The organism is Chryseobacterium gleum (assembly GCF_900636535.1).
GTDB lineage: Bacteria > Bacteroidota > Bacteroidia > Flavobacteriales > Weeksellaceae > Chryseobacterium > Chryseobacterium gleum.
The window spans coordinates 4,416,255-4,432,223 of record NZ_LR134289.1 but is presented as its reverse complement, the minus strand read 5'-3'; the positions used below and the strand labels follow the sequence as shown (position 1 = coordinate 4,432,223).

The 15,969-nt window shown below is 36.4% G+C and carries 18 protein-coding genes; 10 read left to right on the top strand and 8 right to left on the bottom strand.

The window, feature by feature from the left end; all coding sequences use genetic code 11:
- Positions 1 to 7: 7 nt before the first annotated feature.
- On the bottom strand, positions 8 to 676 hold the full coding sequence (locus EL165_RS20240; protein ID WP_002984808.1) for an HAD family hydrolase: 669 nt from the start codon (positions 674 to 676) through the stop codon (positions 8 to 10).
- A gap of 614 nt (positions 677 to 1,290) precedes the next feature.
- Here EL165_RS20240 and fusA point away from each other — a divergent pair.
- Positions 1,291 to 3,357 (top strand): elongation factor G, encoded by a 2,067-nt coding sequence (fusA, locus tag EL165_RS20235; protein ID WP_041462182.1) that lies wholly within the window; start codon positions 1,291 to 1,293, stop codon positions 3,355 to 3,357.
- Between the two features lie 174 nt (positions 3,358 to 3,531).
- On the opposite strand, the gene EL165_RS20230 is transcribed toward fusA, so the two are convergent.
- Positions 3,532 to 5,070, bottom strand: coding sequence for a SulP family inorganic anion transporter (locus EL165_RS20230; protein ID WP_002984812.1), 1,539 nt, complete (start codon positions 5,068 to 5,070; stop codon positions 3,532 to 3,534).
- 602 nt (positions 5,071 to 5,672) lie between these two features.
- On the opposite strand from EL165_RS20230, the gene EL165_RS20225 reads away from it, so the two are divergent.
- The 4 genes from EL165_RS20225 (at position 5,673) to EL165_RS20210 (ending at position 9,053) form a co-directional block, all read left to right on the top strand.
- The gene (locus tag EL165_RS20225) at positions 5,673 to 6,101 is read left to right on the top strand and encodes a hypothetical protein (RefSeq protein ID WP_002984813.1); all 429 of its coding nucleotides are present in this window, start codon (positions 5,673 to 5,675) and stop codon (positions 6,099 to 6,101) included.
- Between the two features lie 11 nt (positions 6,102 to 6,112).
- Positions 6,113 to 6,451 carry a hypothetical protein gene (locus EL165_RS20220; protein ID WP_002984816.1) on the top strand — a complete coding sequence of 113 codons (339 nt, stop codon included), beginning with the start codon at positions 6,113 to 6,115 and terminating at the stop codon, positions 6,449 to 6,451.
- Positions 6,452 to 7,148: 697 nt separating this feature from the next.
- Entirely contained in the window at positions 7,149 to 8,399 is a 1,251-nt protein-coding gene (locus tag EL165_RS20215; protein WP_002984818.1) for a site-specific integrase, read from the top strand.
- Positions 8,400 to 8,483: 84 nt separating this feature from the next.
- On the top strand, positions 8,484 to 9,053 hold the full coding sequence (locus tag EL165_RS20210) for a hypothetical protein (RefSeq protein ID WP_034868166.1): 570 nt from the start codon (positions 8,484 to 8,486) through the stop codon (positions 9,051 to 9,053).
- 77 nt (positions 9,054 to 9,130) lie between these two features.
- Here EL165_RS20210 and EL165_RS20205 read toward each other — a convergent pair whose 3' ends face one another.
- The 4 genes from EL165_RS20205 to EL165_RS20190 form a co-directional block, all read right to left on the bottom strand.
- Entirely contained in the window at positions 9,131 to 9,412 is a 282-nt protein-coding gene (locus tag EL165_RS20205) for a helix-turn-helix domain-containing protein (protein WP_002984822.1), read from the bottom strand.
- Positions 9,409 to 9,705: a helix-turn-helix domain-containing protein gene (locus tag EL165_RS20200; protein ID WP_041462183.1), complete on the bottom strand. Its 297-nt coding sequence runs from the start codon at positions 9,703 to 9,705 to the stop codon at positions 9,409 to 9,411. The genes EL165_RS20205 and EL165_RS20200 overlap by 4 nt, the downstream gene beginning before the upstream one ends.
- A 171-nt stretch (positions 9,706 to 9,876) precedes the next feature.
- Positions 9,877 to 10,188, bottom strand: coding sequence for a hypothetical protein (locus EL165_RS20195; RefSeq protein ID WP_232529145.1), 312 nt, complete (start codon positions 10,186 to 10,188; stop codon positions 9,877 to 9,879).
- Positions 10,189 to 10,692: 504 nt separating this feature from the next.
- Complete coding sequence (locus EL165_RS20190) at positions 10,693 to 11,193, bottom strand: DUF3408 domain-containing protein (protein ID WP_002984828.1); 501 nt, start codon at positions 11,191 to 11,193, stop codon at positions 10,693 to 10,695.
- A gap of 548 nt (positions 11,194 to 11,741) precedes the next feature.
- On the opposite strand from EL165_RS20190, the gene mobA reads away from it, so the two are divergent.
- Positions 11,742 to 12,176 carry a conjugal transfer protein MobA gene (gene mobA, locus EL165_RS20185; RefSeq protein ID WP_034868169.1) on the top strand — a complete coding sequence of 145 codons (435 nt, stop codon included), beginning with the start codon at positions 11,742 to 11,744 and terminating at the stop codon, positions 12,174 to 12,176.
- Between the two features lie 4 nt (positions 12,177 to 12,180).
- On the top strand, positions 12,181 to 13,443 hold the full coding sequence (mobB, locus tag EL165_RS20180) for a conjugal transfer protein MobB (RefSeq protein WP_002984832.1): 1,263 nt from the start codon (positions 12,181 to 12,183) through the stop codon (positions 13,441 to 13,443).
- A 16-nt stretch (positions 13,444 to 13,459) separates the two neighbouring features.
- Here mobB and EL165_RS20175 read toward each other — a convergent pair whose 3' ends face one another.
- Complete coding sequence (locus EL165_RS20175) at positions 13,460 to 13,840, bottom strand: Fur family transcriptional regulator (RefSeq protein WP_002984834.1); 381 nt, start codon at positions 13,838 to 13,840, stop codon at positions 13,460 to 13,462.
- 109 nt (positions 13,841 to 13,949) lie between these two features.
- On the opposite strand from EL165_RS20175, the gene EL165_RS20170 reads away from it, so the two are divergent.
- Entirely contained in the window at positions 13,950 to 14,225 is a 276-nt protein-coding gene (locus EL165_RS20170) for a hypothetical protein (RefSeq protein ID WP_002984835.1), read from the top strand.
- 8 nt (positions 14,226 to 14,233) lie between these two features.
- Complete coding sequence (locus EL165_RS20165) at positions 14,234 to 14,842, top strand: class I SAM-dependent methyltransferase (protein WP_002984837.1); 609 nt, start codon at positions 14,234 to 14,236, stop codon at positions 14,840 to 14,842.
- A 92-nt stretch (positions 14,843 to 14,934) separates the two neighbouring features.
- On the opposite strand, the gene EL165_RS20160 is transcribed toward EL165_RS20165, so the two are convergent.
- Entirely contained in the window at positions 14,935 to 15,282 is a 348-nt protein-coding gene (locus tag EL165_RS20160; RefSeq protein WP_002984839.1) for a winged helix-turn-helix transcriptional regulator, read from the bottom strand.
- An 86-nt stretch (positions 15,283 to 15,368) separates the two neighbouring features.
- Here EL165_RS20160 and EL165_RS20155 point away from each other — a divergent pair, with 86 nt between their 5' ends.
- Complete coding sequence (locus tag EL165_RS20155) at positions 15,369 to 15,893, top strand: dihydrofolate reductase family protein (protein ID WP_002984840.1); 525 nt, start codon at positions 15,369 to 15,371, stop codon at positions 15,891 to 15,893.
- Positions 15,894 to 15,969 lie beyond the last annotated feature (76 nt).

The following is a 15,969-nucleotide window of genomic DNA, read 5'->3' as shown; positions in this document are numbered from 1 at the left end:
TTTATAGTTAGTGTTTAAGTAAATGTGCACTGAAGCCGAAGTTCTTCGCTCCCTGATAATCTGCTACCGGATTGTCTCCGATATGCAGGATCCGGTTCATAGGCAAATCCTGATCTTTAATATTCTTCTTCACTTCCTGAAAAATAAGCGGATTAGGTTTGGAACAGTTCATTTCATCGGAATAGATATGGAAATCGATGTACTGGTCCAGATTTTCATGAATCAGAAATTTTCTCATGGTAGTTCCTTTGATAAATCCGGTATTGCTCAGAATATTAATAGTTTTTCCCTGATTTTTGATATTTTCAAAAAAGTCATGAATATTCTCGAAAATCACAACCGGCCTGTACTCCAGAAACAATTCTTCACTTTTATTGTAAAACTCATTGAGTTTTTCTCTATCCAAAGATTTTATATCAACATTCAGAGCTCCGAGAATCATCAGGTAAATTTCAAAAGTATCTATATTTCCACCTGTAACTTCATTAATGGTATTGCAAAGATCATCATAATATTTTACGGTTTTCGCAACTTCTTCTATCGGTTTATCTACGTTAAAAAATGAGGAGAACAGCTCAACTCTTTTTGTTTTAAATTCAGGATGAGATTTGATTAAGGTGAGCCACAGGTCAAAGGAAAAATGACAGTGATTGTGGATGTCGATATCTGTTTTCAATAGTTTTAAGTTAAAAGTTTTTATTTAGCTTCTTGAAAAAGATTTAAAATTTTCTAATCATCAAAAAGTGTTTACGATACTATTCTTCCCAAAGATAAAATATTTATTATAAAAGCATTATGTCTGTTGTCTGTTTTAAGATATTTTTATGAAAATTCAAAGTTTTGTGTGGATCTTCAGAAGGTGTTTTTCATGAGGTATTTAAAAAAAATTTCAAAAATTCTTTGAAAATCAAAAAAAAATTATAATTTCGCAACCGATTAAAAATCAACAATGTCAACAAAAATGATAAATATTATAACTTTAAGCAATCCTGTCAGAGCTGTGTTCTTTGGCAGCACTGAATATTTATCTGAATAGTTTTATAGATCTTTTATACCCAAAAATATATTGAAGACCTGTCTATTCGGATAGGTCTTTTTTGCTGCCCTGATTTCAGACTTTAACAATTCAACGAATTTGTGTTATTTGTTAAGATCTCTGAAAATTTTCCATTGTTACAAAATACAAAAATGTTTTGCCGGCTTTATGAGACCGGAGGGTATTTTGCGCTCTTTTTTCTGAGAATCTTTTATAATCACAGATCTAAAAATCAACAATTTAAAACAAACAAAATGAAATATAACACACGAAATATAGGGATTATAGCACATGTAGATGCAGGAAAAACAACGTTATCTGAACGGCTTCTTTATTACACGGGGCTCATTCATAAAATCGGTAACGTAGATGATGGAAACACCACCATGGATAAAGATATTCAGGAAAGGAACAGAGGAATTACCATTTCATCAGCGGCGGTTTCTACCCAATGGAAAAAAGACAGTAAGGTTTATAATATTAACATTATTGATACACCGGGCCACATTGATTTTGCAGTGGAAGTAGAACGTTCTTTAAGAGTTCTGGATAGTGTTGTAGCCGTTTTCTGCGCTTCTTCAGGAGTTCAGCCACAGACTGAAAATGTTTGGTTTCAAGCTGAAAAACACGGAACATCCAAAATATGTTTCATCAATAAAATGGACAGAATTGGTGCAGACTTTTTTGCCGTTCTTGAAGAGATAAAAACCAAGCTGAATGCTTTTCCTCTCGCCCTTCAGATTCCGATTGGGGCTGAAATACATTTTGAAGGAGTTATTGATCTTGTCAAAATGAAAGCGCTATACTGGACCGATGAAAACGGCGAAATCATTGTGGAAAAGGAAATTCCTGATCATTATATTGCTGAAGCCGACGAATACAGAGTAAAATTAATGGAAACTCTTGCAGAAAATGATGAACAGTTCTTTGAAACATTTATGGATACTGAAGAAACAGTAATTCCCGGAATGATCACAGAAGCCATTCAAAGAGTCTGCAGATCCGGTTCAGCGGTTCCTGTTTTATGTGGTGCTGCTTTTAAGAATAAGGGAATCCAGCCTCTGCTTGATGCTGTGGTGACTTATCTTCCTGCTCCGGATCAACTTGCTGACCTGCAGGGTAAAGATCCTCATACAGAAGGAACTGTAACATTGAAAAGAAATGAAATGGCTTCTTTTTCAGGGCTTGTCTTCAAGGTTGTGATTGATAAACATATGGGAAGACTGGCGATGTTGCGTGTATATTCCGGAGTGATTAAATCTGGTGATACCATATTGAATGTAAGAACAGGCGAAAGTTACAGAGTTTCGAGAATTTTACAGATGCAGTCGGATAAGACGTTGTCCATGGATGATGCTAAGGCAGGGGATATTGTTGCTTTGACAGGAATAAAGGACGCCAAAACCGGAGATTCTTTATCATCCCCTGATCAGCCGATATTACTGGAAGCAATCACGATTCCGACTCCTGTGATCCGAGTTGCCATTGAGCCTAAAACCAATGGAGATGAGAAATCTTTCGGTTTGGTGCTGGCCAAGATCCAGGAAGAGGATCCTTCTTTGGTGGTGGAAAGAAATCCGCAAACAGGAGAAACCTTACTGAGTGGATTGGGAGAGCTACATCTTGAAGTTACTTTGGAGAAAATCCGTCTGAACCATGGTATTGAAATCAATCAGGGAAAACCTAAGGTTTCTTACCGTGAGGTCTTAACAACAACCAAAGTTCACAGAGAAAAGCTTTCCAAGCAAAACGGAGGAAGCGGTCAGTTCGCTGATATTACTTTTGAAATTGGACCAGGAAATGGTAATGAACCAGGATTAGAGTTCATTACTATGATTAAAGGCGGAGTTATTCCGACTGAATTCATTCCTTCTGTTGAAAAAGGATTCAGAGAAGCTATGGAACACGGTCCATTGAAAGGATATCCTTTAGAAAACATGAAAATTACTCTTCTGGATGGTTCTTTCCACGCTCAGGACTCTGCAGCCTTTGACTTTGAAATTGCTGCGAGAGAAGGATTTAAAGCGGCTGCAAAAGGATGCTCCCCTAAACTGATGGAGCCTATCATGCAGGTAGAAATCCAGAGTATTGAGGAATACACAGGTGCTGTTACTGCAGATATCAACAGAAGAAGGGGAATTATCACTTCTATTGATGAAAAATCCGGAAGAAAGATTTTTGCAGCAGAAGTTCCATTAGCCTCAACTTTTGGATACATTTCTGATCTTCGCACACTGACAAGTGGAAGAGCTTCCATCAGCATGAAATTATCACACTACGCTTTAGTGCCTGATTTCATCGCGAATACATTAATAACCTAAACAAGCAAGGACTGTAGATTTTTCTTACAGTCCTTGTCTGGTTATGGGATGTATATTGTGAATAGTCAATCGTCAATCGTCAATCGTCAATACGCTGCGCTTGTCAATTCTTTTATGCTATAAAGAACTCACGATTCACTTGCGAAGCAAAATTCACTTATTGAGACTTCTCCCCTATTTCTCCGGCATCACCTTATAAGTCGGGTCTTCCTGAATATTAATTTCTACTACAGCTTCTGCATTTTTCAGTATTTTCCGGCAGTCTTCACTGAGATGACGCAGATGCAAGGTTTTATTCTGTTGTTTGTAACGTCTGGATAACTTGTCCAGTGCATCTATAGCACTCATATCTACAATGCGGCTTTCTTTAAAATCTACAACCACTTGTTCAGGATCATTCAAAGGATCAAATTTATCTGTAAATGCCGTTACTGAACCAAAGAACAGCGGTCCGTATATTTCGTAAAACTTCACTCCATTTTCATCAATATATTTTCTTGCGCGGATTCTTTTGGCATTATCCCAGGCAAAAACCAATGCGGAAATGATTACTCCAACCAAAACAGCCAAAGCCAGGTTATGTAAAATTACCGTAATCAATGCTACAGTAACTCCAACGAAGATATCAGACTTCGGCATTTTATTCACAATCCTGATAGATACCCATTGGAATGTACTGATGGCAACCATCATCATTACTCCGACCAAAGCAGCCATAGGAATTTTCTCTATCACCGGAGCTCCAACCAGAATGATTATCAAAATAAGCACAGATGCCACAATTCCTGATAATCTCGCTCTGGAACCTGCGTTCAGATTTACCAAAGTCTGTGCTACCATTGCACAGCCTCCCATTCCGCCAAAGAAACCATTGGTAATATTTGCCAATCCCTGTGCCACTGATTCTTTGTTGGCGCTTCCCTTTGTATTGGTAATTTCATCCACCATGGATAGCGTCAGAAGAGATTCTATAAGACCTACTCCTGCCATAATCAAGGCATAAGGAAAAATAATCTGTAAAGTTTCCAGGGAAAAAGGAATCTTGGGAATATGAAAACCCGGGAGGTTCCCACTGATATGAGCAATATCTGCAACTGTTTTTGTTGGAATATTAAATCCAAGAACAACAGCAAATACAATTATAATAGCTACGAGAGAAGCAGGAACAACTTTTGTAATTTTGGGAAAGAAATAAACGATGGCAATCGTCAGAGCTGTCAAACCACCCATTATATATAGAGGCATCCCTTGCAACCAGCTTACAGCTCCGCTGCTGTCTGTTATTTTAAACTGTTCAACCTGCGCCATAAAAATAATAATAGCTAAACCATTCAGGAACCCGTACATAACAGGCTGTGGGATAAGTCTCACAAATTTTCCCAACTTAAAGATTCCTACCATCATTTGCAATATCCCGGCTAATGCAACTGTAGCAAAGAGATATTCTACTCCATGCGACTTTATCAAAGCAATCAACACCACGATGGTTGCTCCGGCTCCACCGGAAACCATACCGGGACGCCCTCCTAAAACTGCAGTCACAAGTCCCATCATAAAAGCTGCATACAAACCTGTAAGAGGAGACAGCCCGGCAAGAATAGCAAATGAAAGAGATTCGGGAATCATCGTCATTGCTACAGTAAAACCTGCCAGCAGTTCATTTTTATAATTGATTTTTTTTGAAAAATCGAATAAGCTTAGTGTATTCTTCATTGATATGCAAAGGTATGTACTGTGCGGATGGTATACAATTTTTTCTTTTTATGATTTTATGATAAGGAAGTTATTGTTTTAAATAATTCACACATCAGCCCTTATAATATGTTAATTTTAATTAAAATAAATAGATAAAGTGTAATTTTTGTATTTATGACTGTTTTTACATTTTATTTTTGTCTACATTTGAAAGCAAATAAGCAATTATTTGGTACTAATTAAAGATTCAATGTGTATAAAGCTGCTTATCAATCCATCTGCAGCTTTCACTCAAAGAATTGTGTAAAAACCTTAATAGGTTATATATTATTTCACACAAATGGCAGGAAAAAGAAGTTTGAAAAGAAGAAGAAAACCATTGAAAAGAATATATCAATATATTAAGGTAATTCCTACCTGCCTGTTTTATTGATAGTTAAAAGTCATTTTTTAAGATAGATAATTTTATTGAATATTTTTAGCTATTCTTCAAACATAATTTTCATTTCTTATAAATTTCAAATTTTCGACAACAATTTCCTACTATATAAATAATATAAATTACCTATTCTCGTTTTTTTATATATAAGTTTAAATAAAAGAATAATATTCAAGTAAAAATGTTATATAAAGAAATCCATATTGGGAAATTTATTAAGGAAAGGGTTGATGAAATTGAAATAGCAATTGAGAGAATCTGCAAGTTTTTAAACAAAGATGAAGAAACGGTTGAAATGATGTATGAAAGCAGATCAATGGATACGGATCTTCTTTTAAGATGGAGTAAGTTGCTGGAATATGATTTTTTCAGGCTCTACAGCTCCCATTTGATTTTATATGCACCACCCTCTGCCGTTAACAAAAGCAATCAAAAGTCCGAGAAAACACCTTATTTCAGGAAAAATATTTATACTCAGGAAATCAAAGACTTCATTATGAAAAGGATTCTTTCCGGTGAAATGACCCAAAGTGAGGTCATTAAAGAATATTCTATTCCTAAAAGTACACTGCACAGATGGCTTCAGAAGAGTGATAATGTAAACGGATAAACAGATAAGACATGCGCCCAAATTACAAAAGAATTTATCAGGATATGCTGAAGATGGAATATCCTGAAAAGCTGAAAGATCCAAAAATCAAGGAACTTCTTGAAAAGCTTAACACGAGTGAGGATGTCCTTAAGTTTAATGAAAAACTGTTCAAGCAGTCCAGGGAAAATCAAAAACTCAAAACCTATGACAGACAGACTATGCTAAAACTGCTTCAGTACCAGAAAAAGCACGGGCATTCCACAAGCTATATGTCGAGAAAATATAAAATAAGCAGAACAACGCTTTCAAAATGGAAAGTCATGTTTGAAGAAGAGCTTGAAGACACAATGAAAAATGCCGGTAAATAATTTACCGGCAATTTTTTAAAGGTAATAGTAAGGAAAAAACGGGCTGTACGTATGCCGGAGTCGAACCGGATAGCCTTGCCGGAATTACCGGCTTCGCTATTCCTCCCATGATTGTGTTACGATGAATTTTTTCCTGACGACACTTCAAACGGGTCATATAAAGAAGCTGGAAGTGGAAAGAAGAAAAATGGCAAGTCTGAGATTCCTCCGACTTAATAGAAAATTATGATACAAAGATCTTTCAACGTTCCACTTCCGGCTTCTTATATGATGAAAACAAGGCAATAAGCAAAAAATGCAGTCGTGCTCTAACCAGCTGAGCTACTCTTCCTATATAGACTGTGTTTTTTTGCTGTGGAAGAGACGGGATTCGAACCCGTGACCCCGTCGTAATGAGCGAAGTAACATTTTTCTACGGCACTTGTTTGTTTTTAAAATAAATTTTCAGTAAAAATACATCAAAGATTAATAACAGGTAAAACGATTGTAAATAAAGGCTTTACAATCGTTTTTGATTTTTTGGTAATGATGTAAAAAGCAGAAAAAAGCGAGGTTAGGCAAAAGTAAGGTTACTAAAACGTTACTTTTAAATATTCGAAACAATCGATATAAAACACTGTATTTCAGCTTTCTGCATATTTTTTCATATTGTTCCGTAGCTCACATAGGTTTAATTTTATCATTAAGAATTGTGAGTATGGAAACGACAAAAAAATCAACGTTTAAGGTTCTTTTCTACCTTAAAAAGAATGCCCCGAAGAAGAACGGGAAAGTTACGGTTATGTGCAGAATTACCATAAACGGTAATCAGTCTGCATTCAGTACCAAGCTGGATATTTCTGCATCAAATTGGGATTTGAAGTACGGCAGGGTTTTAGGTAAAAGCCGAGAAGCCCAAGATGTGAACGGCAAGCTTGATAAAATTCGTTTGGGCATTGAGGAATGCTATTCCAAAATTCTGAAGAACGAGGGGGCTGTAAACAGTACTAAACTTAAAAATGCCTTCCTCGGTATGGAAAGCGGAGAAATGACCTTTTTCAAGTTCTATGAACAGTTTCTTTCCGACTATGAGAAAAAGGTCAATAGCGGGCTTCGGGTAAATGGAACACGAAGTAAGTATAAAACACTATTAAGACATCTTCGCAATTTTGTACTTACAAAATACGGTTACTCCGATGTGTCTTTTAACGACCTTACTCCTGAATTTGTACAGGACTTTGATTACTACCTACGTGATGACCAAAGCTTGACACATAACACGATTTGGCTGTATATGATTGGCTTTACCACACTTTGCCGATTGGCAATGAGCAGAAAGCATCTTGCTTTTAATCCGTTCAGCGAGTATAAGAACACCAAAAAGGACAAAGACAGAGGTTATCTGTTGCGGAACGAGTTAGAACAGCTTGTAACGTTCAACTGCGAGAAAAAGAAAGACGAATTGGTTAAAGACCTGTTTGTTTTCAGTTGCTTTACTGGTCTTTCCTATTCAGATATGAAAGGGCTTAGAAACAGCAATATTCAGGATTTCTTTGACAGTAACCAGTGGATTATCATACGTAGAAAAAAAACAGCCACATCGTCAAATGTTATGCTGTTGGATATTCCCAAAATGATTATCGAAAAATATGCAGGATTTTCAAAGGATGGAAAGGTATTTCCTGTTCCATCAAATACAGTCTGTAATGATAGCCTAAAGAGAATATCACAACAGATTGAATGCCTGAAAGAAAAGAAAGTAACCTTTCATTTAGCACGCCATACGTTTGCCACGCTGTTTTTGAGCGAGGGCGTTCCGCTCGAGAGTTTGAGCAAAATGTTAGGGCATAAAAATATTGCTACCACACAAATTTACGCCAAGATACTCAACGAGAAAGTTGGTAAGGATATGCAAAAAGTATCGCATAAATTTAAAGGTATGGAACGCTCTTTTGTTTCGCAACTCTGAAATCTATAAAGTAACCAAGGAAAGTCAATGATATAAGCATTGGCTTTTTTTGTACTTTAGCTATTAGAAAAAATGCTTCAAATAATGGCGGATATAAGACAAAAATATATTTCACTAATTCAGAATAGAAGTGAAGAAAATAAAAAAGCATTGACACTTTTATTTTCACAAGGATTATTTGGCAACTGCGTTTCTATATTAAGACAAGAGTTGGACTCTTTTATCAGAGTAATGTATTTAGGTAGAATATCCGATTTCGATGAACGAGAAAGAATGATGAACCAGACTTTGTCAGGAGAGAAATGGACCGTTTTAACGTCAAATAACAAATGGAAACAAATAACAGATAAAGATATGGTTGGGAAGGCAAATGAATTTTATGGGTATATTCAATATGTATATAAATTTGGTTGTGCTTCCATTCATTTGTCAGATTTCCACAACTACACGGCTCAAAACCCCTTTGAAAAACTCAATGATACGGAGAAATATGATATAAAAAACTACCTTAATACATATCATAATTATCCTATCGAAAAGGAATTGACTGTTGAAAATATATCAGACTATATTCCTAATGTCTTTGAAAAAATTTCATCAAATTTGACTTGCTATTTTGGTAGTATATTAAATAATGGAATGATAGAAATGTAATAATACCAAAGCCCACTGCTTTAGACAGTGGGCTGTTTCTTCGATTGACCGATACGGTTACAGTTTCACACAATCAGCTAACGCTGATAGTTATTTTCCAACACCTTGATAATATCGCTTTCTCGGAAAAGGATTTTCCGTTCGAGCTTGATAAAGGGTATCAGTCCGTCATCTCTGTACTGTTGCAACGTCCGTTTGCTGATATGCAACATCTTGCAAACCTGTTCGCCTGACAGATAGATTTCCCCTTTTAAAAGTGGGTGGAAATATTCCCTGATATACAGCAGTTCATTTTTGATGCCTACCACAGCTTCGAGCAAGGCAAGCATATCCTCGTCTGAATTTCCAATCTGTTTCATTTCTTTTGCTTTTTTAATGGTCGCTCTCCCTGCATTAGTAACTGCACTTCGGACAATCTGAAATATGTTTTCCGATTGATTTGCGTTGCTCCAAGAATACCCTTTGCCCTATACGTTTGTAACGTTCGTTTGCTAATGTTCAGCAGTTGGCAGGCTTCCTGTTGGTCGAGCCATTTCGTTGCCTGTTGCAATGCTTTGTAGGGTGCTGTCATTTCTGCTATCAAATTGGAAACTTCCTTAACTTCCCTATGCAATGCTTTTAAAATCTGAATGTCTAAAACTGTTATTTCCATATCTGCATCATTTAAACCCCGAAAATAAAAGCTATTTACATAGGTCATTCCAATGTTGCCGTCAGAGGTAGCATTTGGCGTTCAGATGTAAAATACTCGGCTATAATCCCAACTTTGGCTTATTGTTTTTCTTCTGGAGAGCTTGTTGTGGTTTGATTGCGTTGTCTACCTTCAAGGCAGGCTTATTGTTTTTCTGTACAATCTGACTTTTTCATCGTTTTTGAAATCCGAAAGTATAACCGTTTTTGTTGCACCTATTATGCTTTCAGGTTCGGTAGTTTGTTTTTGTTGTTCAACAAGCTTGCCACCGAACAGCTTGCCCAGACCTAAGCCCTTTGTATCTTTGAATTGACGTTTAAAGTTAGTAATGAAATTGGAAATCGGGTCGCTATGCTTATCGACCTGCATAAAAGGAGTGTTCTTCTTCTTCTCGGATAGCTCGTTTTCTTTACGCTCTTTTTCGGTAATTGTTTTTTGTGCCATAGGTTCAAAATTTCCCCTAATTTAGAACACAAGGAATGTATTATTTTAATTTGACATTACGTGGCAGTATTTGGCTTGTGTTGGCACAATATAAATGGAAAGCAATCCTCAAAACACTTTAAATTTTCCTCGCAAAGCCCCTTCACATTTAAAAAGTTTTGTACGGATAAGAGAAAGCATCCAAAAAACACCCAATATTTATCCCATACGTGTTTTTTGTATCCTTTCTTTGATTGGAATGGATTAAAAAAAGAACAAAAGATAGCAAAGATAAGGCGGACAGCCACCGCACCACCCAACCAAAAGCTTACGGCATAATGGCAGGGCAAATATGGTGGCTTCGCCCAGTTGTTGTGTGATTGCCCTGCCACCCTTCGGGACTTATTCCGTTTCCTTTTGGTTTTCCGCTTGTCCGCCTTGATAAAATGGCTTTCTTTTTTTTCTGTTTTTTTGTTTTGGAAACAATTTTAAAAGGAGTTACGCATCCTTACCAAAGGACAGTTATCAAAACAACGGCTTGTGCTTATCGTTATAAATTTCCTTAATCAGCTCTCCGAACTCCTGAAAGTGGTATTCGATAATGTTATCCAGATACGCATAAATCGTCAACTTGTCGATACCCATAATACTTGTAAGCCTATTAAATCTATCGTGGTGTTCCTGCCGTACATACACCGATTTGCCTTTGCTTGCAGTACTGTTCGGAATTTTAAAGAACTGTCCGCAGTAGTCCTGTTTGGTCAGCTTCTTAGGCTTGGAGGTACTTTTTTTCGTACTGTTCGCTGACGGTTTAGTTTGTTCCGTTTCTATTGCTATTTCCTCGGGTTCTTTTCCTGCCATTACACGCATAATAGCTTCCTCATCCACATCAGGTTTGGCAAAGTCTTCCCGATGTGTTATTCCTTGTTGTTTCATCAAAGGTTGTTTCTTTTCATCAGTTAGGAAATTTTCAATAGAAAAATCCTCTTTTTCAGGTTGCTGATTTTTGTTTTCTTCGTGTATCATTATCTCTAAATTTTAATATTATATCCAATTAGCTGTTTGACTAGCTAAGCAGTCAGTTGTATGTACGATTGCACCTATGTAACAACCTATCTACCTATGCACCTGCATACCCTTAATTAGCTGTTTCGTTAACTGAAAAGTGTATAATTCGTTTTCATTCAATCACGCAGATTTGCTGTCGGGCTTTATGCCGATTGGCTACATAGTTAAGGTTATAACCAATCAGCCAGATAACCAGTTACAAAGGAAATAAAAGCAATTCCAATCCCCATAAAGGTGGTAGTATTTGGCGTTTATTGGCTTTGTTTGGCGTGATTGTAAGTTGTTGTTATTCAAATAGTCTTATGGAACTTTGTAATGGAAGCGACTGCTTTTTTCGGCTAACTCCAATCCGTTTGCAAAACGGATTTTTCTGAACTCCTGTTCAGAGCAAGTTATCTCTTGAGGTCCTCGAAATGAATTTCCGTACCTCAAGAGCACTTGCCCTTGCAGGGGGGCTGGAAACGGCTCCGAAGTCGCTCGTTTGTTTAATATTAAAATGGATTATTATGGAAGAGAAAAACAGAAAACAGATTAAGAAATCAGGAAGAAAACCAAAGATTGACCCTGCGGTACATCGGTATTCCATCAACCTGAATGCACAGGATAATGCCAAATTTCTTGCCCTCTTTGACCAATCGGGTATGAACGTAAAGGCACATTTCATTACAGCCTGCATCTTTCAGAAGACGGTAAAGACCGTTAAAATTGATATGGATGCTATCGAATATCACGAAAAATTGACCCGATTTTTTAGCCAGTTCCGATCAATCGGAACAAATTACAATCAGATTGTGAAGGTATTGTATCGCAATTTTTCCGAGAAAAAAGCAGGAACATATCTTTTTAAATTGGAAAAGGAAACTATAGAATTGGTACAAGTTACTAAAGAGGTTATCCGTTTGACACAGGAATTTGAAGAAAAACATCTGAAAAGAGAGTAAAGTTATGATTGCAAAAATTGGAAAGGGAAGCAATATGTATGGAGCGATTTTGTACAATCAACAGAAAGTAGATAAAGAAAACGGAGCGGTTCTGCTCTTGAACAAGATACCTGACACAGTTGACAACAAGTATTCTGTAGCCTATTTTAACAAATGCTTTGAGCCGTATTTATCGGTAAATATCAAAACGGAAAAAACAGTAAGGCATATATCGTTGAACCCAGATCCTTCGGATAAGGTCAACGATGAACAATTTATGGAAATGGCACAGGAGTATATGGAACGTATGGGCTATGGCAACCAACCGTACATAGTTTTCAAACATACGGACATTGATCGCACGCACATTCATATCGTTTCAACCTGCGTAGGTATTGACGGAAAGAAAATCCCCGATGATTACGACCATCCACGTTCAATGGCAATCTGTCGGGATTTGGAACAGAAGTATAATCTGCAAAAGGCTACTGAACAAGAGCAGAAACAAGCCAATAAAGTTTTCAAGCCTGTAAATCATAAAAATGGCGACATCAAAAGTCAGATTGCTTCGGTAGTACGGCATCTGCCAAAGTATTATAGCTTTTCAACTATGGGTAGCTACAATGCGTTACTTTCTCTTTTCAACATCACAGTGGAGGAAGTCAAAGGTGAACGGAACGGACAACCTGTAAACGGATTGGTGTATGTAGCATTGGACGAGAATGGAAACAAGGTTAGCAATCCGTTCAAAGCATCGCTATTCGGAAAAGATGCAGGCGTTGTACAACTTCAAAAACACCTTGAACAGTCCAAAGAGAAAATGAAAACCAATACTGCAAGGTCTGTTCTGAAAAACATGGTTGAACTTGCCATTCATACGACAAGCAACGAAACGGATTTTAAAAAGCAATTGTCCGAGCAGGGCATCAATACAGTTGTCCGTAGGAACGACAGCGGACGGATTTACGGTATGACATTTATTGACCACGAAAGCCGTAGCGTTTGGAACGGTTCGCAATTGGATAAAAACCTCTCGGCAAACGTGTTCAATGATTGGTGGAACAATGGAAACAAACCCGAATTGAAGATACAGAATAACCCTGTTTCTAAAGCAAATAAAATAGACAGCGTACCGACAAAAGACCTTTTTGAATTTCTTTCAAAAGAGCATTCGTCCAATTCCGATTTAGGATTGCTCAGCTTATTACCCGATGCACAGGGCGAGGACTACGAGGAAAAACAGTTTGCCAAACGAATGAAAAAAAAGAAGAAAGGGAGGAGATTGTAATAATCTGTTTTTCTTACTATAAAATCGAACAATCCTTGCAAATTCCCGTGAGTACACAATTCACACTTTCAACATTGTAGCCATTGGGAACAGAAAAATTAACAGCTTCGGGTAAACACTCTATTGTCTGACATTTGACACAGCGAAAATGAAAATGATTATCGGCAAAACTTTTTTCATCACATTTTATACATATGGCAAAATATTGTTTTCCGTCTTCGGCTACAATTTTATGCACTAACCCATCCTCACAAAAACGATTTAATATTCTGTAAATAGTAGCCCTGTCAATTTCTACATCTATTTTTTGTTCAATCGCATCACGGCTCATTGCTTTTCCTGTATTTGCCAACAAGTTAAAAATAACTTCTTTTGACGGTGTATTTCTACGTTTCATATCTACTATTTCTCTTTGGCAAAGTTAATGCAAATAATTTGCATTAACTTATTGCTACATTGTCGCAATAATAGAAACTTTTTTATCTTTGCCAAAAGATTTGAATAAAATGACAGCAGAAAAAACCTTAAAATTTGATGGAATAGAAGTTTTCACTACAAATATCAAAAGCAAAATTCAGGCAGAACGCATTGTACAAATACTTGAAAGCAGTTTTCCAAAATTGAAAATCAATTTTGATTTATGCGAAACCGAATTACCTTATCCTTGTGGACATACGATTTTACGAGTTGAAGACAACGAAATAAATTCAGAAAATATAATTTCAATCATAAAGCAATCGGGGTTTATGTGCGATATTTTAGAAGATAAAGTCTGTAAATAATAAAGAATATGACAGAATTTTGGGAAGAAGCATTTAAAGACAAACAAGAAATGTGGGGCTTAGAACCTGCAAAATCTGCCGTTTTGACAAAGGACATTTTTCTTGAACATAATATCAAGAATGTCCTTATCCCAGGAATTGGGTATGGACGTAATGCACAAATTTTTATTGAGAAGGGAATGACCGTAACAGGTATTGAAATCTCGCAGACAGCCATTGATTTGGCTCAAAAACATTTTGGAAGCGGATTGAAAATTTATCACGGTTCTGTTACAGATATGCCTTTTGACAACAATTTATATGACGGAATATTTTGCTACGGTTTAATTTACTTGTTGGATAAGGACGAAAGAGCAAAATTGATCCAAGACTGTTTTAGTCAATTGACCAAAGATGGATTAATCATTTTTACAGCAATAACTAAGGACGCTCAAAGTTATGGACAAGGAACGCTAATAGGCAAAGATCGTTATGAAATGTTTGGTGGAGTTAAAATCTTCTTTTATGATAGGCAAACCATTGAAGAAGAATTTGCCGATACAGGACTTCTTGAAATAACCGAAGTGACAGAAAACTATCCGTTTTACTTAATCAAATGCAAGAAAAGAACACTATAACGAAGAAGAACTTATCCGTTATATAGATAGGCAATTGTTCTATTGCCTGAATATTTTTTCAGAAATGACAAACTGAACTCAATATAGAAAAACTATTTCCCTTTTATCTTCTTTCTATGCTTTAGTCCAAAATCAATTAAAGCATTGACAACTGTTTCAGTTTCTTTGGCGTGTGCGGTAAGTGCATAAGAAACGGTAACAGGTTTGGTATTATTAACCGTTCGGGTAATCAATAAATTATCTTCCAATTCCTGAAGCTCTTTAGATAGAACTTTTGGTGATATTCCCAGAGCCATTTCTTGCAAATCTTTAAACCTCATTGTACCATAGTTCTGCAAATTGTGCAGGATACAAAATTTCCATTTGCCACTCAACAGTTCAATGCCATCTTTTAACGCCAATATGCTTTCTTTATTGATGTTATTTTTTTTATCTTCCATAAAATAGTTACTTTCCTAAAGGTAATGAATAACAAATATAAATCGAATATCTGATAGTTTTGTAGTCAGAAATAATATAATTCATTATGAAAGTAACAGTAATAGCAAACATTTCGGCTAATGGAAGAATTTTAATAGCTGATAATCCTCATCATCAGTTACCACCAGAAGCTATGGAATTTTACGTGCAATTTGTAAGACAAGTTGGTAACATTGTGATAGGATTGAAAACCTTTGAAAATTTTCTAAAATTCCCAAAAGAAGTAAAAGAGCTTTTTAAAGGGGTAGAAATCATCATATTGTCTGATAAACCTTATACAGTTGATGGCTACAAGACCGTAAGTAGTCCGGAGGAGGCAGTTGAATATATGTCTGGAAAAGATGTGCAGGAAATTGCCATTGGAGGCGGAGCAGGTACTTTCAATGCATTTATAGACAAAGATTTGGTTACAGATATTTATTTTAACGTTAACCCAATAATCACTGGAGCTGGAGCTATTTTAGGAAACAACAGCGAGTTACATTCAAAATTTAAGTATAAAGAACAGATACTTAAAAACGGTTTTGTTCAGCTACATCTAGCTAAAGAAGGAATAAAAACGAACCTATAGCCCTGGAAAACAGGAGTTGAACCGATTCCTGAATTTTTATTTGTAATAACAAGACAGAAATGAGTTTAAAGAAATT

Coding starts and splice junctions, on each gene's coding strand:
- mobA (WP_034868169.1), top strand. CDS start 11,742: ATGGAAGAGAAAAACAGAAAACAGATTAAGAAATCAGGAAGAAAACCA.
- EL165_RS20175 (WP_002984834.1), bottom strand. CDS start 13,840: ATGAAACGTAGAAATACACCGTCAAAAGAAGTTATTTTTAACTTGTTG.
- EL165_RS20160 (WP_002984839.1), bottom strand. CDS start 15,282: ATGGAAGATAAAAAAAATAACATCAATAAAGAAAGCATATTGGCGTTA.
- EL165_RS20230 (WP_002984812.1), bottom strand. CDS start 5,070: ATGAAGAATACACTAAGCTTATTCGATTTTTCAAAAAAAATCAATTAT.
- mobB (WP_002984832.1), top strand. CDS start 12,181: ATGATTGCAAAAATTGGAAAGGGAAGCAATATGTATGGAGCGATTTTG.
- EL165_RS20225 (WP_002984813.1), top strand. CDS start 5,673: ATGTTATATAAAGAAATCCATATTGGGAAATTTATTAAGGAAAGGGTT.
- EL165_RS20165 (WP_002984837.1), top strand. CDS start 14,234: ATGACAGAATTTTGGGAAGAAGCATTTAAAGACAAACAAGAAATGTGG.
- EL165_RS20170 (WP_002984835.1), top strand. CDS start 13,950: ATGACAGCAGAAAAAACCTTAAAATTTGATGGAATAGAAGTTTTCACT.
- EL165_RS20195 (WP_232529145.1), bottom strand. CDS start 10,188: ATGGCACAAAAAACAATTACCGAAAAAGAGCGTAAAGAAAACGAGCTA.
- EL165_RS20210 (WP_034868166.1), top strand. CDS start 8,484: ATGGCGGATATAAGACAAAAATATATTTCACTAATTCAGAATAGAAGT.
- EL165_RS20190 (WP_002984828.1), bottom strand. CDS start 11,193: ATGATACACGAAGAAAACAAAAATCAGCAACCTGAAAAAGAGGATTTT.
- fusA (WP_041462182.1), top strand. CDS start 1,291: ATGAAATATAACACACGAAATATAGGGATTATAGCACATGTAGATGCA.
- EL165_RS20220 (WP_002984816.1), top strand. CDS start 6,113: ATGCGCCCAAATTACAAAAGAATTTATCAGGATATGCTGAAGATGGAA.
- EL165_RS20155 (WP_002984840.1), top strand. CDS start 15,369: ATGAAAGTAACAGTAATAGCAAACATTTCGGCTAATGGAAGAATTTTA.
- EL165_RS20215 (WP_002984818.1), top strand. CDS start 7,149: ATGGAAACGACAAAAAAATCAACGTTTAAGGTTCTTTTCTACCTTAAA.
- EL165_RS20205 (WP_002984822.1), bottom strand. CDS start 9,412: ATGAAACAGATTGGAAATTCAGACGAGGATATGCTTGCCTTGCTCGAA.
- EL165_RS20200 (WP_041462183.1), bottom strand. CDS start 9,705: ATGGAAATAACAGTTTTAGACATTCAGATTTTAAAAGCATTGCATAGG.